The organism is Roseovarius tolerans, from assembly GCF_028885395.1.
Taxonomy (GTDB): domain Bacteria; phylum Pseudomonadota; class Alphaproteobacteria; order Rhodobacterales; family Rhodobacteraceae; genus Roseovarius; species Roseovarius tolerans.
In genome coordinates this window covers 3225941-3239578 of sequence record NZ_CP118494.1, presented here as the reverse complement: position 1 = coordinate 3239578, position 13638 = coordinate 3225941, and the positions used below count along the sequence as shown (strand labels likewise).

The following is a 13638-nucleotide window of genomic DNA, read 5'->3' as shown; positions in this document are numbered from 1 at the left end:
TCGCAGGACTAGGCTCAAAATATCTTCAGCCGTCGGCTACGGTTCTTCCAGTCTTTCAACCTATTCGCCGAACTCGCTTGGTCCTCTGAGGCTACGGCGTCAACTAACAGAGCGAGTGCCGCATTGAGGCCGACTGTGGATTCCAGAAAAAGCCCGGTAGAGGAGGGCGCGTAGATAACCGCATGCGCCTGTTCTGCAGCCCAATGACAATATTCATCCGCGACTACCACAACGCCTCGACCTTGTTCTCGGGCCATTGCCGCGAGCGTTTCGCTTTCCTTTGAGTATGGCACTACGTCAACGAGCAGAAGACAGGTCTTGGCCGGAGTGGGGTCATTGATCCACTCGGCTGTCATTCCGTCGTGCGCGGAAAGATATCGAACGCCGGAGCGCGCAAGGCTTAGGCGGCGTGCCGCATCTTCCGCGAGGCCGCGCACCGTCTGAAAGCCGGTTACATATACTTCACTTGCTGTGGATAGTCTTGTTTTTGCCACTTCAAAGGCCGCGCTTTCTCTTTGTTCGTAGATTGATTTCAGTGCTGCTTGTTCTGCATCCAGCTTCCCTTGCCACAGTGGCGATAGCTCCCCGCGCGCGCTGACCATGCCACCTGCAACCGAGTAGCGGCGCTGCAACAGTATCTTGAAAGCTTTTACGCTATCACACCCGAACCGCCGAAGGGCGCGTCCCACGGTGACCTCAGACACTCCTGCCTTTTCGGCGATGGAGCGCCCAGTTTCGAAGGATAGCGAATCGACGTTAAGCAGAATGAACTGGACAACTTTTGCCTCCTGCTTGGGCAGCGTGGAGAGCTCTGCCTGCATTTCGGTCAAGAGGTCTTCCAGTGTTCCGTCTTTGTAGGACGTAAAGCCTTGGCGCATGTGAATTCTCCAATGACAGAAAAATAACATTTGACACAAACGACAGAATTGCAACAGCATTGAGGGAGAAATTACAAAAAATCCTAACCAACCGGGAGACAAACATGAAATCGCGCGGAATTGCCCTTACCACTTTGCTCGTCCTCGGCCCCGTTGCGGCTACGGCCCAAGGTGAGCTCAATCTCTACAACTGGGGGGATTACATTAACCCCGCGGTGCTTGAACGCTTTACCGAGGAGACGGGAATCGAGATCACGCTTGATACCTATGGATCGAACGAGGAGATGCTGGCCAAGATACAGGCAGGAGCGACGGGCTATGACATTGTCTTTCCGTCGGTGCACATGCACGACATCATGTATCAGCTAGGGCTTTTGGCTGAAACAGGCATCGGCTCGCATCCGGATTTCACGAATATTGATCCGCAGTTCGTTCGCGCCAAAACCGACCCCGAGGCGGACTATTGCCTGCCTTACGCGTGGGGAAACGTCGGCATTGTGTATAACAAGGAGCAAGCGGGCGAGGTAGACAGTTGGAAGGACTTCTTCGCACTCGGGGATGATGGGAAGAAGATTATCCTGCTTGACGACCTTCGGGAGACAATTGGCATTGGCCACATTATGAACGGCACTTCAGTCAATTCGACCGATGAAGCAGAAGTTGAAGCCGCAGCGGAGTATGTCCTGCAGAGAATTGATGCAGTCTCGGCGTTTTCGTATGACTCCATTCCGCTTGTGACGTCAGGTGATGTAGCTGCGGCGCATTGGTATGTTGGCGCAAATATCTTTGTCGCGGAGAATCCGGACATACTTGGCTATGTCATTCCGGAAGAGGGTGCGACCATGTATCAGGAAGACATGTGCGTATTAGATTCGGCGCCGAATATGGAGAACGCGATCAAGTTCCTTGAGTTCTACCTTCAGCCGGAGATTGCTGCGCTGAATGTTGAGCAGCAAATGAACGGGACGCCTAATATTCCTGCTCAAGACCTGATCCCCGAGGAAATCGCCTCGAATCCTACCATCTACCCTCCACAAGACGTGCTGGAGAACCTGCAACTTTTCGAGGATCTCGGCCGAGACCTGCAACTCTACAATCGGGAATGGACTCGGATCAAGACTGCCCAGTGATGGCTTAGCCCGATCCGTCGGGGTTCAGTGATGGACCCCGACTTGACCAAATTTGCGCTTATCGGGAAACCACAAGTCGTGCTAGAAATTATCAACGCCAGCAAATCGTTCAAGACACCCGAGGGTGGAACATTGAACGCTCTCACGGATGTATGCGTCAATGTAGAGGCGAGCGAGTTTGTCACGCTTCTAGGACCATCCGGCTGCGGCAAAACCACACTCTTGCGAACAGTAAGCGGATTCGAGGCGCTCGATGCGGGCGAAATCCTGATCGACGGGCGCGCGGTCACGCAGATACCAGCGCACCGTCGTCCTGTGAACACGGTTTTCCAACGCTATGCGCTGTTCCCACATCTCGATGTGAGGCGAAATGTGTCTTACGCTCTCGATATCTCGAGGGTTGGCCGGGAGGATACACGTCGCAGAGTTGACGAGATGCTCGATCTTGTGGGTCTGTCTGGGTTCGCAGCGCGGCGGATTAACCAGCTGTCAGGAGGACAGCAGCAGCGTGTTGCACTTGCGCGCGCTCTGATTGCGCGACCAAAACTCCTCCTGCTGGATGAACCGCTCAGCGCGCTAGACAAAAACCTTCGTCAAAAGATGCAGCAGGAGCTCAAAGCGCTGCAGGCCGAGCTTGGTATAGCCTTCGTATTCGTTACCCACGATCAAGACGAAGCGCTGACTATGTCTGACCGCATCGCAGTGCTGGCTAATGGTCGTATTCAGCAACTTGGTCGGCCCGAGGAATTGTATCGTCATCCGAAGAATGTGTTCACGGCTGACTTTTTGGGCGAAAGCAATCTTTTGTCCGTTGAGGTTTCTAACCGCGCAGCAACGTTGGCGGATGGTCAACGCCTCGAAGCGGCAATCAATGACGGGATGGCACATCTTCTGATCCGCCCGGAAGCCCTGACGGCGCGTTCGCCGTCGGACGACGCTTTGTGCTTCAGTGGTGTGGCGTCGCGATCTGTCTATACCGGCACAGATTACCGTGTTGATGTGAAGACTGAGAAATTTGGCACTCTAGCGGCGCTGTTGCGGGCAGACGATATGCAGCCTCAGGCCGGGCAAGATATCACTCTGTGGGCCCGCCGAGATGCGGTTCATCTTATCCCTGAACATGAGGCAGCACCATGAAGCTTGCCGCGCGCAAGAAGCTGGGTCTGGCGTTTCTATTGGGTCCAGCAACAATCTTCCTTCTCATCTTCTTCTTTGGTCCGCTGCTGATCATGCTGATCTACAGCTTTCTGACGCCAGGGCTGTATGGTGGTGTGGAGTGGAGCTTCTTTTCGCTCAATTACGGGCGCATCCTTGGGTGGGCAGACACAAAATACGAACAGTTCGATCCTGTCTATTTATGGATTTTCCTGCGCTCGCTTCGGCTTGCGGGCCTGACTGTCTTGACCGCGTTGTTAATCAGCTATCCGGCGGCTTTCTGGATCAGCCGCATGCCGCCAGCGCGACGATCATTTTGCATTTTCTTGGTGACCCTACCTTTCTTTGTAAGTCTGATCGTTCGGCTTTTTGCCTGGGTCTTGATCCTTCGGCCAACAGGATTTCTCAATCAGGCTCTGATGGGGCTGGGCGTGAGCGACACCCCGTTCGAATTCCTCTATACGGATTTCGCGGTGATCATCGGCATGACCTATGTTTTCATCCCCTTCACCTTTCTGCCTCTTTACGCGTCGATTGAAAGGCTCGATGGGGCGATGCTTGAAGCCTCGGCCGACCTTGGAGCGACCCGACTGCAGACGTTTCGCAGGATCATATTGCCCGCTACCCTACCAGGGATCGTAGGGGGAGCGATCATCACCTTCATTCCTGCATTGGGCAACTTCATTGTGCCGTCAGTGTTGGGCGGCGCCAAGGTTGTGATGATCGGCAATCTGATCGAACAGCAATTTCTTTCTGCACGTAATTGGCCCTTTGGTTCCGCACTGGCGATGCTGGTCATGGCCGCTGTTCTGGTCATTCTGACCCTGCAAATTCGCATAGGCGCACAGAAAGGAGTAATGCGATGAGCCTCGCGCGTCTTCTGTCTCTATACGGATTTCTGTTTTTTGTCTTTGTCTATGCACCGATCGCCTTGGTGGTCGTTTTCTCGTTCAATGCAAACCCAGTAAACATGATGATCTGGGATGGCTTTACGCTGGATTGGTATAGACTCATTTTCGGGATGGAGACGTCCATCACCGACAGCACGTCCTATATCGATAGCACGGCGCAACTTTACTCCGCGATCCAAACGAGCCTGATCGTCGCGCTCTCTACCACGCTTGCGGCAACGGTGATGGGAACGGCACTCGCACTCGCTGTGGCCCGCTACAGGTTTTATCTTGCAGGCCTTTACCGAACCTTGCTTCTCGTCCCGATGATAATGCCTGACATCGTTTTGGGTATCGCGCTGCTGATCTTCTTCATCACTATCGGAATGAACCTGTCGGTCCTGACAATCATTATCGGACACACCACGTTTCTGATCTCTTATGTCTTTGTCACTGTCTCCGCTCGACTTGCGAATATGGACGACACATTGGAAGAAGCCTCAGCCGACCTCGGGGCAACGCCTGCTCAGACATTCAGACGAGTGACCCTTCCTGCAATCGCACCGGGTGTGCTTGGTGCTGCGCTTCTGGCTTTCATCATTTCGATGGATGACCTGGTGATTACGTATTTCATAGCTGGCACCGGTGACACGACCTTACCGATTCATATCTGGGGTATGCTGCGTCGCGGAATTAAACCGGAGATCAACGCCATTGCGACCATGATGCTGCTTTTCACCATCGTGATCGCAGGGCTTGGGCTTTACTTTAGATCGAGACAGAAATGATAACGCCAAAACCACGCGCACGCGCTCTAGGGCTTAATCTGCCCGGCACGCCAGGCCCGCTCAATGCGATCACGGATATAGAAGGCATTGAGGTAGGCATGACCGAGTTATTGTCTTCGAGAGATCCTTCGCTCATGACCCGTGGGATTCCCGTGCAGACTGGCGTAACTGCGATTCTACCGCGGGGGCGGGAGCCGGAGCCAAAACCGCTTTGGGCCGGGCAGTTTAGTCTAAACGGAAATGGTGAGATGACTGGCGCCCATTGGGTGCGTGATGGCGGCTGGTTCTGTGGCCCGATCCTGCTGACCAACACGCATGCTGTCGGTGCTGCACATCAGGCGGCAGTGCGCTGGATGATTGAGGTCTATGGAGACACTTGGGAAACCAACCATCTCTGGGCCATGCCGATAGTAGGGGAAACATATGACGGTGTTTTAAGTGACATCAACGGGCTGCATGTAGCGGAGATGCACGCGCGTGCAGCAATAGATGCAGCGCGACCGGGCCCTGTGACCGAGGGTAACAGCGGTGGCGGTGCGGGCATGATCTGCTACGAGTTCAAGGGGGGGACCGGGACATCTTCTCGGAGAGTTAAGGTCGACGACCAGGATTTTACCGTCGGGGCGCTTGTTCAGGCTAATCATGGCCTCCGCCCTTGGCTTACGATTAGTGGCCAGCGCGTGGGTGAATTGATGCTTGAGGACCGAGTGCCTGACATGGTCACTGAGCGGGGTTCGATCATCGTGATACTCGCTACGGATATTCCACTGTTGCCGGGCCAACTCGAACGCTTGGCTCGGCGCGCTGCCATCGGCATCGGCCGTTCGGGGTCTCCGGGCGGAAACAATTCGGGAGACATCTTTCTCGCTTTTTCTACCGCGAATGAGATGGCCCTACCACAATGCTCTGGACCTTGGCGAAACATGACGGCGTTGAATGACGAATATCTTGACCCGGTTTATATGGCAGCGGTCGAGGCTGTAGATGAGGCCGTGCTCAACGCGCTTTTTGCTGCTCAGGATGTTCCTTTCGCGCGCCCTGCGCGTGGGGTCTGCAAAGCTATAGATACGCAACGACTGCGTGCTTTCTTCAATCTCGAAAAGTAATAGTATGGCTCATTAAATCTGCTTGTGTGAGCTACCCGCCGAAATTCGGACACTGTGACCTGCCACTGAACTTTCATCCAGCCGGAATCGGAGCCCTTTGGGTTGTTGGTCCGATCCCGAACCTTCTACCGCCCTTAGCAAGAGTTTTCCAGCTTCGATGTTCATCGCTGCGTTTTGGCTCGTCAGACCGGACTTTCGCCGCGTGCGCGAAATCATAGATCGGGTGAATTCACACTATTCGGGAGCTGTCTGCCGTTCGACTTGCATCATGCAATGACTTCTGTCAGCCCAAACAGACACGAGAAAAACGGATAATGCCATGCCGATTGACGAAGAACGCGATACGCGAAAGGCGATTTTCAGAGGTCTCCGGCTGAAGTGCCCATCTTGTGGAAAAGGAAAGGTCCTCTCCGGATACCTCAAGGTTAAAGACAAATGCAATTGCTGTGGGCAGGAACTTCATCACGCGAGCGTCGATGATGGCCCCGCATATTTTACCTTGATGGTCGTGGTTGCGATCATCTTCCCAATTTTTGGCCTGATTTATTCCCTCTTCGAGCCCAAGCCACTTTGGGTCGCTTTGTCAATGATGGCGCTCGCAACGATGCTGGCACTATTCATCCTTCCCCGCGTCAAAGGTATGTTTATCGGCCTCCAGTGTGCGAAGCGACTTTACGGCTTCTAGGTGTGCCATTAGCACCTGTTTGCGGCCTTTATAGTGCAGCGCGCATGTGACCCAATTCTGATGCGCGTGGGTCTTGAGATTCCTGCCTTCGGAATCATGAATGATGCCGCGGTTGCCCATAAGCGTTCCTCGGGAAGAGACTGTGTGAAGTTCGCCAGTGGGGGCGACGCGGTTCTGGAATGGCATGGTGCCTCCGGCATCTCGGGCGATAATTCAGCTTGACCAACGACCTCGGGTCTAGTTGTCACTTTTCTGCATGTCTAGGATTACGGATCGAAACGCTGAACGAAGAACATTCACAAAATCATTAGTCCGTGCAGCCATCCTTGAGAGGCGCGCCTGCTGCCGGCAGGCTTCGTCCTGTCAGTCTGCTTTGCAATCTGTTACCGGAAATACGTAACCGATGGCGGGAAACACCTCGTTCATCGCATATCCATCTTTCTGTTCCTTGAAGATGGCAGAGGGCTGCCTTGTCGTGATCGTCGCCGGCGCGCCGTCACGTTGCCAGACGATAGAATAAAGTTTTGCAAAAACAGACGCGCTGCCATCTCCGGTCACGGCCAGGTCCGCCGACATGCATTCGCTTATGGGGCCGCTCCTGATGCATTTGAGGATTTCGGGTTCGCGATGTGGCCAGTCGGATACGAAGACCAGACGGTCGTCCTCTATGGTGACGCTTCCCCCGCCGTTGACCTCGTCGTAGGGAACCTGGCAGGTCCAGGTTTCAGAAAACGCAGGGCCAGCGATCAGGGCCAGAAATCCCAGGCGCATTGTCCATTTCACGAGTGGTCTCCTTGTTGTGTCGAAAGCAGAGACGTGGTCAGGGTGCGATGACACGGCACGCATCCGGGGGTCGGCGCAGGGTGATCACACTTGGGATCATACGCGCAAACACAGCATGCCCACAATGTCGGCATCACGCGAGCCGAGTCAGATTCTCGATAGCCTCCAGTTTGGAAATAGCCTGGCTCGGTTGACATACGCACCCGTATCATGGCCGGAGAAAAGCCCGTCGTGCTCGACGAGGACCGTCTGCCAGCCGCGCGCTGCCGCCCCCAGGATATCCGTGTGGAGCGTATCGCCGCACATGACGATCCGACCCGGTGGCGTCTCGGGCAACGAGGCTTCGATCATCTCGTAGACTGCAGGAAACGGTTTGCCGACAAATCGGATATCACGGATACCGCGATCTGCCAGCAGATGGCCGAAATATCCGGGCTCCAGCGAGAAACCGTGTTCGCGGGGCGCAACGAGGTCTGCATTGGCGATGATCAGGGGTCTGGGCCTCTTGAGAAGAGCGTCTTCAAGAAGCGCCTGTCGGTCCAGTGACCAGACCTCGGTCGACAGAAACACGAAGCCGTCGACCTGGTCATAGCTTGCGGGATCATCGACGAGGCGGCGCGTAGGACAGGGGATGTCCGACAGATCATCCTCGACTGCCGCGATACATCCCCACAACCTGCCGTCCAGCTGCGCCAAGGTCGCGTCACGGCTGGTTATGATCTCGTGGTCCCTGACGCCCATGCCGAGTTTTCGGAACTTGGTCACGGCACCTGCATGACTGTAGCTCGCGGCGTTGGAGAGAATGCGGATTCGGCACCCGGTATCGCGCAGTTCCCTGAGACGTTGCGATGCGCCGGGAATGCCCGCCTCGCCGATATTGAGAACCCCGTAGGCATCGAACACAAAGGCGTCCGCCTGCGCGGCGATGTCGTGCAGAGACCCGATCTGCGCCGTTGCGGTCGCGGCGCTGGCCGAGGGCAGGCGATGTCGCACCGCCTCGTATCGGTCGAAAATGGTTGCGACGGTATCCATCAGCCTGGCGAATCCCCTGATGTTGCAGAATTGCGGTTCCCGCAGATCCGGACGCTGCATCCGGGCTGGAGAAAAACTTACAGTGCGGGCAGAAAAATAAAAGTAAAAACAACAATACGACATTTCATGCCGACGTTACAATCTTTGGCTATGTCTGATTCAGCGCTAAAAAGCATGCGTTTTTGATGGTTGTGCGGGCTGCCGGGATTCAGTCGGCCTCGCGTATTCCAACAAGGCAACGCATAAAAATGTTGCTTTGTTGCAATGCATGCTCAACACTCGAGCAAAACGATGGAGCCAGTCATGGCGTCGAAGAAAATTAGGCGGCGCGATCTCATTCAGCAGGTCGTTCAGGAACAGGGCGGGGTGAGCGTCGGCGCGCTTGCCGAGATGTTCGGCGTCTCGATGCAGACCATTCGGCGCGATCTCGATATCCTGTGCGATGGCGACAACCTGCACCGTTCGCATGGACGGATCGAGCTTGCCGAGGGTCGGCGCAACACGCCCTTTGACCAGCGGGCGGGCACCAACCTCGTGGGTAAGCGCGCGATCGCGAGTGCCGCCGCCGCGCTGATACCCAATGGCGCGACGCTGTTCATCTCGATCGGCTCTACCGCGCTGAGCGTGGCGCGGGCACTGCACCGGCGCAAGGAGCTGACGGTTGTGACCAACAACCTGAGCGTGGCGATGGCGCTGAGCGAGGAGATCTCGAACCGGATTATCGTGCCGGGCGGGGAAATTCGACTGCCGGACCGGGATTTTGTGGGTGAGGAGGTGGTCGAGTTCTTTGGCCGCTACCGCGCGGAATACGCGATCTTCGGCACCGCCGGGATCGGGGCCGAGGGCGAGTTACTTGAATTCCATGAGGCCGAGGTGCGCGCGACCTACCGGATGTGGCGCAATGCGCAGACCTCGGTCCTTGTCATCGACCGCAGCAAGTTCGGGCGTCTTGCCCCTGCCGTGGGCGGCACGATCACGCAGATCGACCACGTCATCTGCGACCGCCCGCCCGCCGAGCCGTTTTCCCATCTGGTCGAACAGCTCGGGGACCGGATCACCTTTGCAGAGGAGGCCGAATAATGCCCGAGGCATTCGTCGAGGTGCAGAATGTCGCCAAGCGCTGGAACGGGCAGCTTGGTGTCGAGCATGTCTCGTTGTCGATCCTGCGCGGGTCGTTCGTGGCGCTGCTCGGGCCATCGGGATGCGGCAAGTCGACGACGCTGCGGCTGTTGTCGGGTCTGGAACTGCCGGACGAGGGACGCATCCGGATCGACGGGCGGGACGTGACCACCGCCGCGCCGTCGGAGCGCAACCTGTCGATGGTGTTCCAGTCCTACGCGCTGTTTCCGCATCTGAGCGTGGCCGAGAACGTGGTCTTTGGCCTGAAGGTGCGCAGGGTGCGGGCCGCTGAGCGGCGCGAGAAACTGCACCGCGCGCTTGAGATCACCGGACTTGTGGGCTTTGAGGCGCGCAAGCCGGGGGAATTGTCGGGCGGGCAGCGGCAGCGCGTGGCGCTAGCGCGCGCCATCGTGGCCAACCAGCCGCTGTGTCTGATGGACGAGCCGCTCTCAAATCTCGACGCCAAGCTGCGCGCCTCGGTGCGCAAGGACATCAAGAAGTTGCAGGTCGATCTGGGGATCACGGTGATCTACGTGACGCATGATCAGACCGAGGCCATGAGCATGGCCGACATGGTGGTGCTGATGAAGGACGGGCGCATCCAGCAGAGCGGCGCGCCCTCGGACCTGTATTACCGGTCCGCCAATACCTTTGTCGCCGAATTCGTGGGCGCGCCGCCGATGGCGCTGATCGAGGGGGCGGCGATCCCCGGCTATGAGAGTGCCAGCACCATCGGCCTGCGCGCCGAAAGCCTGCGCCTCGCCGAGCCGGGCAAGGGGCGGCTGAAATGCCGGGTGTCCGAATGCGAATTTCTGGGCTCCGAGACCTTTGTGGGGCTGACGCATCCCGGCGCGAACGGGCTGACCATCTCGATGCCGGGATTGCGCAACATCCCGGCGGGCGAGGACCTGGAAATCGATTTTGCCGATGAAGACCTGCATTTCTTCGACGCGGAGGGAAACAGGCTGCGGCATCCGAATGGCGTGACGGCGTGACGTTACGTCGGGAATACCGTGTTTAATTCAAGGGAGAAAACTATGAACACGATCAGGAAGATAAGTCTGGCAAGCGCATTCGCGGCATTGAGCGCCGCGCCGGTTGCCGCGGAAACCGAACTGACGATGTATTACCCGATCGCGGTGGGCGGTGCGCTGACCGAGGTGGTCGACGGTATCGTCGCCAAGTTCGAGGAGGCCAACCCCGAGATCAAGGTCAACGCGATCTATTCGGGCAACTACGACGACACCCGCGTGCGCGCGTTGTCGGCCATCGCCTCAGGCGAGCCTGCGCAATTGGCGGTGATGTTCTCCATCGACGCCTATGACCTGATCGAGCAGGAACGCATCGTTGCCTTCGAGGATATCGAGGGCGTGGATGCGGCTTGGCTGAACAGTTTTTACCCCGCGCTGATGGCCAACAGCCGGATCGAGGGCAAAACATGGGGCGTCCCGTTCCAGCGTTCGACCATCGTGGCGTATTACAACAAGGACATGTTCCGTGCCGCCGGTCTCGACCCTGACGCGCCGCCCGCCACATGGGACGAGATGGTGAGCATGGGCAAGACGCTGACCGAGGGCGATACCTACGGTCTGATGATCCCCTCGACCGGGTATCCCTACTGGATGTTCCAGGCGCTGGCGATCCAGAACGGTAAGGAACTGATGTCCGGCGACGGGCTTGAGACCTATTTCGACGACCCGGCGGTTGTCGAGACGTTGGAATTCTGGAAGTCGCTCTCGACCGAGCATGGCATCATGCCCGAGGGCACGGTCGAATGGGGCACGCTGCGGCAGGCGTTTCTGGAAGGGCAGACCGCGATGATGTGGCATTCCACCGGCAACCTCACGGCGGTCAAGAACGGTGCCGAGTTTGACTTCGGCGTGGCCGAACTGCCCGCCCGGGAGCGGCCCGGCTCGCCCACCGGTGGCGGCAATTTCTACGTCTTCGAGGACACCACCGACGAGGAACGCGCCGCAGCGCTCAAGCTGATCAAGTTCATGACAGCACCCGAGCAGGCGGCTGAATGGTCGATCTCCACGGGTTACATGGGCGTGTCGCCCGCCGCCTATGAAACCGAGGCGCTGAAGGCCTACACGGAAGAGTTCCCACCTGCATTGGTGGCGCGCAACCAGCTTGAAAACGCCGTCGCCGAGTTCTCGACCTTCGAGACGGCGCGCGTGCGTGACGGGCTCAACAACGCCATTCAGGCGGCTTTGACAGGCAGCAAATCGCCCGCCGATGCGCTGGCCGAGGCACAGGCCGCTGCCGAGCGGCTTTTGAAGGACTACCGGTAACACTAGACCGGTATTCCACTTCTCCGGCGTCGGGCACATGCCCGGCGCCGGTATTTGACTTCGCAGAAGGGCCAAGATGCCGACCCAAGTGAACATCGAGCGCCGCAGACAGGCGATTTACGGCTGGCTCCTGCTGTCGCCCGCCGCGATCCTGTTGACGGCCTTTGCCTTTTACCCCTCGATGGCGACGCTCTGGACGTCCCTGTTCAGCCGTGGAACGCGGCGGCGTCCGACCGAGTTTGTTGGCACCGAGAACTACGCCGATCTCTTCGCCGATCCGACCTTCTGGAAGGTGGCGACGAACAATCTGATCTATGCCGGGGCGACGATCCCGATTTCCATCGCGATCGCACTGGGCATGGCGCTCTGGGCCAATTCCAAGATCCCGGCGCGCGGTTTCGTGCGCACCGCCTATTTCACCCCGACCGTGCTGCCGATGATCGCCGCCGCCAATCTGTGGCTGTTCTTCTACACGCCGGGTCTGGGTGTTCTGGATCAGATCGGGGCGCTGTTCGGTTTGCCATCGGTCAACTGGCTGGGCCAGCCCGAGACGGCGCTCTGGGCGGTGATCATCGTGACGATCTGGAAAGAGGCCGGGTTCTTCATGATCTTCTACCTCGCGGCGCTTCAGACCATTCCCGAAGACCTCAAGGAAGCCGCCGATATCGAAGGGGCGAGCCGTTTCACCTATACCCGGCGCATCGTGCTGCCGCTCCTGATGCCGACCACGCTCTTCATCATGGTCAACGCGCTGATCAATTCGGTCAAGCTGATCGATCATCTCTTCATCCTCACCAAGGGCGGGCCGAACGACGCCTCGAAGCTGATCCTGTATTACATCTGGGAGATGGCGTTCGCCTTTTTCGACGCGCCGCAGGCGGCGGCGATGACGATCCTGATCCTGCTGGTGCTGGGCATCGTGGCGGGCGTCAAGTTCACCATCCTCGACAAGCGGACGCATTACCAATGAGCGGCCTTTCGAGACATATCGAGACCTTCGGCGCGCTGCTGCTGGCGGTGATCTGGATCTCGCCACTGGTCTTCGCGTTCTGGGCGGCGTTTCACACGACCTCGGACGCGGTGAATTTCAATATTACGGCGCCCTGGACGCTGGAGAATTTCCGCACCGCCTGGGCCGGGGCACCGTGGCTGAAGTATTTCCTCAACACCTTTCTTTTGGTCACAGTCATCCTGATCGGGCAATTCATCGTCACCACGTTGGCGGGCTTTGCCTTTGCGCAGGTGCGGTTCCCGGGGCGGGATGTCGTGTTCCTGCTCGTCCTGATGCAGCTTTTTATCCTGCCCGAGGTGCTGATCGTCGAGAATTACGTGATGGTCTCGCGGCTGGGCCTGTTCGATACGATCCTCGGAGTGGGGATGCCCTACATGGCGTCGGCCTTCGGCATCTTCCTGATGAGGCAGGCGTTCAAAGGCGTGCCGATCGAGCTGCACGAGGCAGCGCGCGTGGAGGGCTGTGGCTGGTTCGGGATCCTGTGGCGGGTCTATGTGCCCCTCGCGCGGCCCACCTATCTGGCCTATGCGCTGGTCTCGGTCTCGACCCATTGGAACAATTTCCTGTGGCCGCTCATTGTCACCAATTCGCCCGAGACACGGCCGCTCACGGTGGGGCTGTCGATCTTTGCAGCACCCGAGAACGGCGTCGATATCAGCGTGATCTCGGCAGCGACGATCATGTCGGTGGCCCCCCTGCTGATCGCCTTTCTGGTATTTCAGCGGCAGTTCGTGCAGGCCTTTCTGCGCACTGGGATCAAGTGAAC

General features: G+C 57.7%; 14 protein-coding genes. 11 read left to right on the top strand and 3 right to left on the bottom strand.

Annotated features, from left to right (window positions below):
* Positions 1 to 14: 14 nt before the first annotated feature.
* Positions 15 to 878 carry a MurR/RpiR family transcriptional regulator gene (locus tag PVU19_RS16090; protein WP_050664105.1) on the bottom strand — a complete coding sequence of 288 codons (864 nt, stop codon included), beginning with the start codon at positions 876 to 878 and terminating at the stop codon, positions 15 to 17.
* Between the two features lie 104 nt (positions 879 to 982).
* Between PVU19_RS16090 and PVU19_RS16085 the strand changes: the two genes are divergently transcribed.
* From PVU19_RS16085 to PVU19_RS16060, 6 genes are all read left to right on the top strand, one after another.
* Positions 983 to 2008 carry an ABC transporter substrate-binding protein gene (locus PVU19_RS16085; RefSeq protein WP_050664104.1) on the top strand — a complete coding sequence of 342 codons (1026 nt, stop codon included), beginning with the start codon at positions 983 to 985 and terminating at the stop codon, positions 2006 to 2008.
* A 42-nt stretch (positions 2009 to 2050) separates the two neighbouring features.
* The gene (locus tag PVU19_RS16080) at positions 2051 to 3145 is read left to right on the top strand and encodes an ABC transporter ATP-binding protein (protein ID WP_274789818.1); all 1095 of its coding nucleotides are present in this window, start codon (positions 2051 to 2053) and stop codon (positions 3143 to 3145) included.
* Positions 3142 to 4029, top strand: a complete 888-nt coding sequence (locus PVU19_RS16075) for an ABC transporter permease (RefSeq protein WP_050664102.1) — start codon at positions 3142 to 3144, stop codon at positions 4027 to 4029. Before PVU19_RS16080 ends, PVU19_RS16075 begins: the two co-directional genes overlap by 4 nt.
* Positions 4026 to 4841: an ABC transporter permease gene (locus PVU19_RS16070; protein WP_050664101.1), complete on the top strand. Its 816-nt coding sequence runs from the start codon at positions 4026 to 4028 to the stop codon at positions 4839 to 4841. The genes PVU19_RS16075 and PVU19_RS16070 overlap by 4 nt, the downstream gene beginning before the upstream one ends.
* Positions 4842 to 4939: 98 nt before the next feature.
* Positions 4940 to 5947, top strand: coding sequence for a DmpA family aminopeptidase (locus tag PVU19_RS16065; protein WP_235575883.1), 1008 nt, complete (start codon positions 4940 to 4942; stop codon positions 5945 to 5947).
* A gap of 319 nt (positions 5948 to 6266) precedes the next feature.
* The gene (locus PVU19_RS16060) at positions 6267 to 6632 is read left to right on the top strand and encodes a DUF983 domain-containing protein (RefSeq protein WP_050664099.1); all 366 of its coding nucleotides are present in this window, start codon (positions 6267 to 6269) and stop codon (positions 6630 to 6632) included.
* A gap of 363 nt (positions 6633 to 6995) precedes the next feature.
* On the opposite strand, the gene PVU19_RS16055 is transcribed toward PVU19_RS16060, so the two are convergent.
* Entirely contained in the window at positions 6996 to 7415 is a 420-nt protein-coding gene (locus PVU19_RS16055; RefSeq protein ID WP_152911695.1) for a hypothetical protein, read from the bottom strand.
* Positions 7416 to 7562: 147 nt separating this feature from the next.
* Positions 7563 to 8447, bottom strand: coding sequence for an HAD-IIA family hydrolase (locus tag PVU19_RS16050; protein ID WP_050664107.1), 885 nt, complete (start codon positions 8445 to 8447; stop codon positions 7563 to 7565).
* A gap of 303 nt (positions 8448 to 8750) precedes the next feature.
* On the opposite strand from PVU19_RS16050, the gene PVU19_RS16045 reads away from it, so the two are divergent.
* From PVU19_RS16045 to PVU19_RS16025, 5 genes are all read left to right on the top strand, one after another.
* Positions 8751 to 9527 carry a DeoR/GlpR family DNA-binding transcription regulator gene (locus tag PVU19_RS16045; RefSeq protein WP_050664097.1) on the top strand — a complete coding sequence of 259 codons (777 nt, stop codon included), beginning with the start codon at positions 8751 to 8753 and terminating at the stop codon, positions 9525 to 9527.
* Positions 9527 to 10561, top strand: coding sequence for an ABC transporter ATP-binding protein (locus PVU19_RS16040; protein ID WP_050664096.1), 1035 nt, complete (start codon positions 9527 to 9529; stop codon positions 10559 to 10561). Before PVU19_RS16045 ends, PVU19_RS16040 begins: the two co-directional genes overlap by 1 nt.
* A 42-nt stretch (positions 10562 to 10603) precedes the next feature.
* The gene (locus PVU19_RS16035; protein ID WP_050664095.1) at positions 10604 to 11860 is read left to right on the top strand and encodes an ABC transporter substrate-binding protein; all 1257 of its coding nucleotides are present in this window, start codon (positions 10604 to 10606) and stop codon (positions 11858 to 11860) included.
* Between the two features lie 76 nt (positions 11861 to 11936).
* On the top strand, positions 11937 to 12830 hold the full coding sequence (locus PVU19_RS16030) for a carbohydrate ABC transporter permease (RefSeq protein ID WP_050664094.1): 894 nt from the start codon (positions 11937 to 11939) through the stop codon (positions 12828 to 12830).
* Positions 12827 to 13636, top strand: coding sequence for a carbohydrate ABC transporter permease (locus tag PVU19_RS16025; RefSeq protein ID WP_050664093.1), 810 nt, complete (start codon positions 12827 to 12829; stop codon positions 13634 to 13636). Before PVU19_RS16030 ends, PVU19_RS16025 begins: the two co-directional genes overlap by 4 nt.
* The last annotated feature ends 2 nt before the right edge of the window (positions 13637 to 13638 follow it).

Bases quoted from the DNA above. Each gene is read 5' to 3' on its own strand.
- PVU19_RS16090 (WP_050664105.1), bottom strand. From the start codon at position 878: ATGCGCCAAGGCTTTACGTCCTACAAAGACGGAACACTGGAAGACCTC.
- PVU19_RS16085 (WP_050664104.1), top strand. From the start codon at position 983: ATGAAATCGCGCGGAATTGCCCTTACCACTTTGCTCGTCCTCGGCCCC.
- PVU19_RS16075 (WP_050664102.1), top strand. From the start codon at position 3,142: ATGAAGCTTGCCGCGCGCAAGAAGCTGGGTCTGGCGTTTCTATTGGGT.
- PVU19_RS16070 (WP_050664101.1), top strand. From the start codon at position 4,026: ATGAGCCTCGCGCGTCTTCTGTCTCTATACGGATTTCTGTTTTTTGTC.
- PVU19_RS16065 (WP_235575883.1), top strand. From the start codon at position 4,940: ATGACCGAGTTATTGTCTTCGAGAGATCCTTCGCTCATGACCCGTGGG.
- PVU19_RS16060 (WP_050664099.1), top strand. From the start codon at position 6,267: ATGCCGATTGACGAAGAACGCGATACGCGAAAGGCGATTTTCAGAGGT.
- PVU19_RS16050 (WP_050664107.1), bottom strand. From the start codon at position 8,447: ATGGATACCGTCGCAACCATTTTCGACCGATACGAGGCGGTGCGACAT.
- PVU19_RS16045 (WP_050664097.1), top strand. From the start codon at position 8,751: ATGGCGTCGAAGAAAATTAGGCGGCGCGATCTCATTCAGCAGGTCGTT.
- PVU19_RS16040 (WP_050664096.1), top strand. From the start codon at position 9,527: ATGCCCGAGGCATTCGTCGAGGTGCAGAATGTCGCCAAGCGCTGGAAC.
- PVU19_RS16035 (WP_050664095.1), top strand. From the start codon at position 10,604: ATGAACACGATCAGGAAGATAAGTCTGGCAAGCGCATTCGCGGCATTG.
- PVU19_RS16030 (WP_050664094.1), top strand. From the start codon at position 11,937: ATGCCGACCCAAGTGAACATCGAGCGCCGCAGACAGGCGATTTACGGC.
- PVU19_RS16025 (WP_050664093.1), top strand. From the start codon at position 12,827: ATGAGCGGCCTTTCGAGACATATCGAGACCTTCGGCGCGCTGCTGCTG.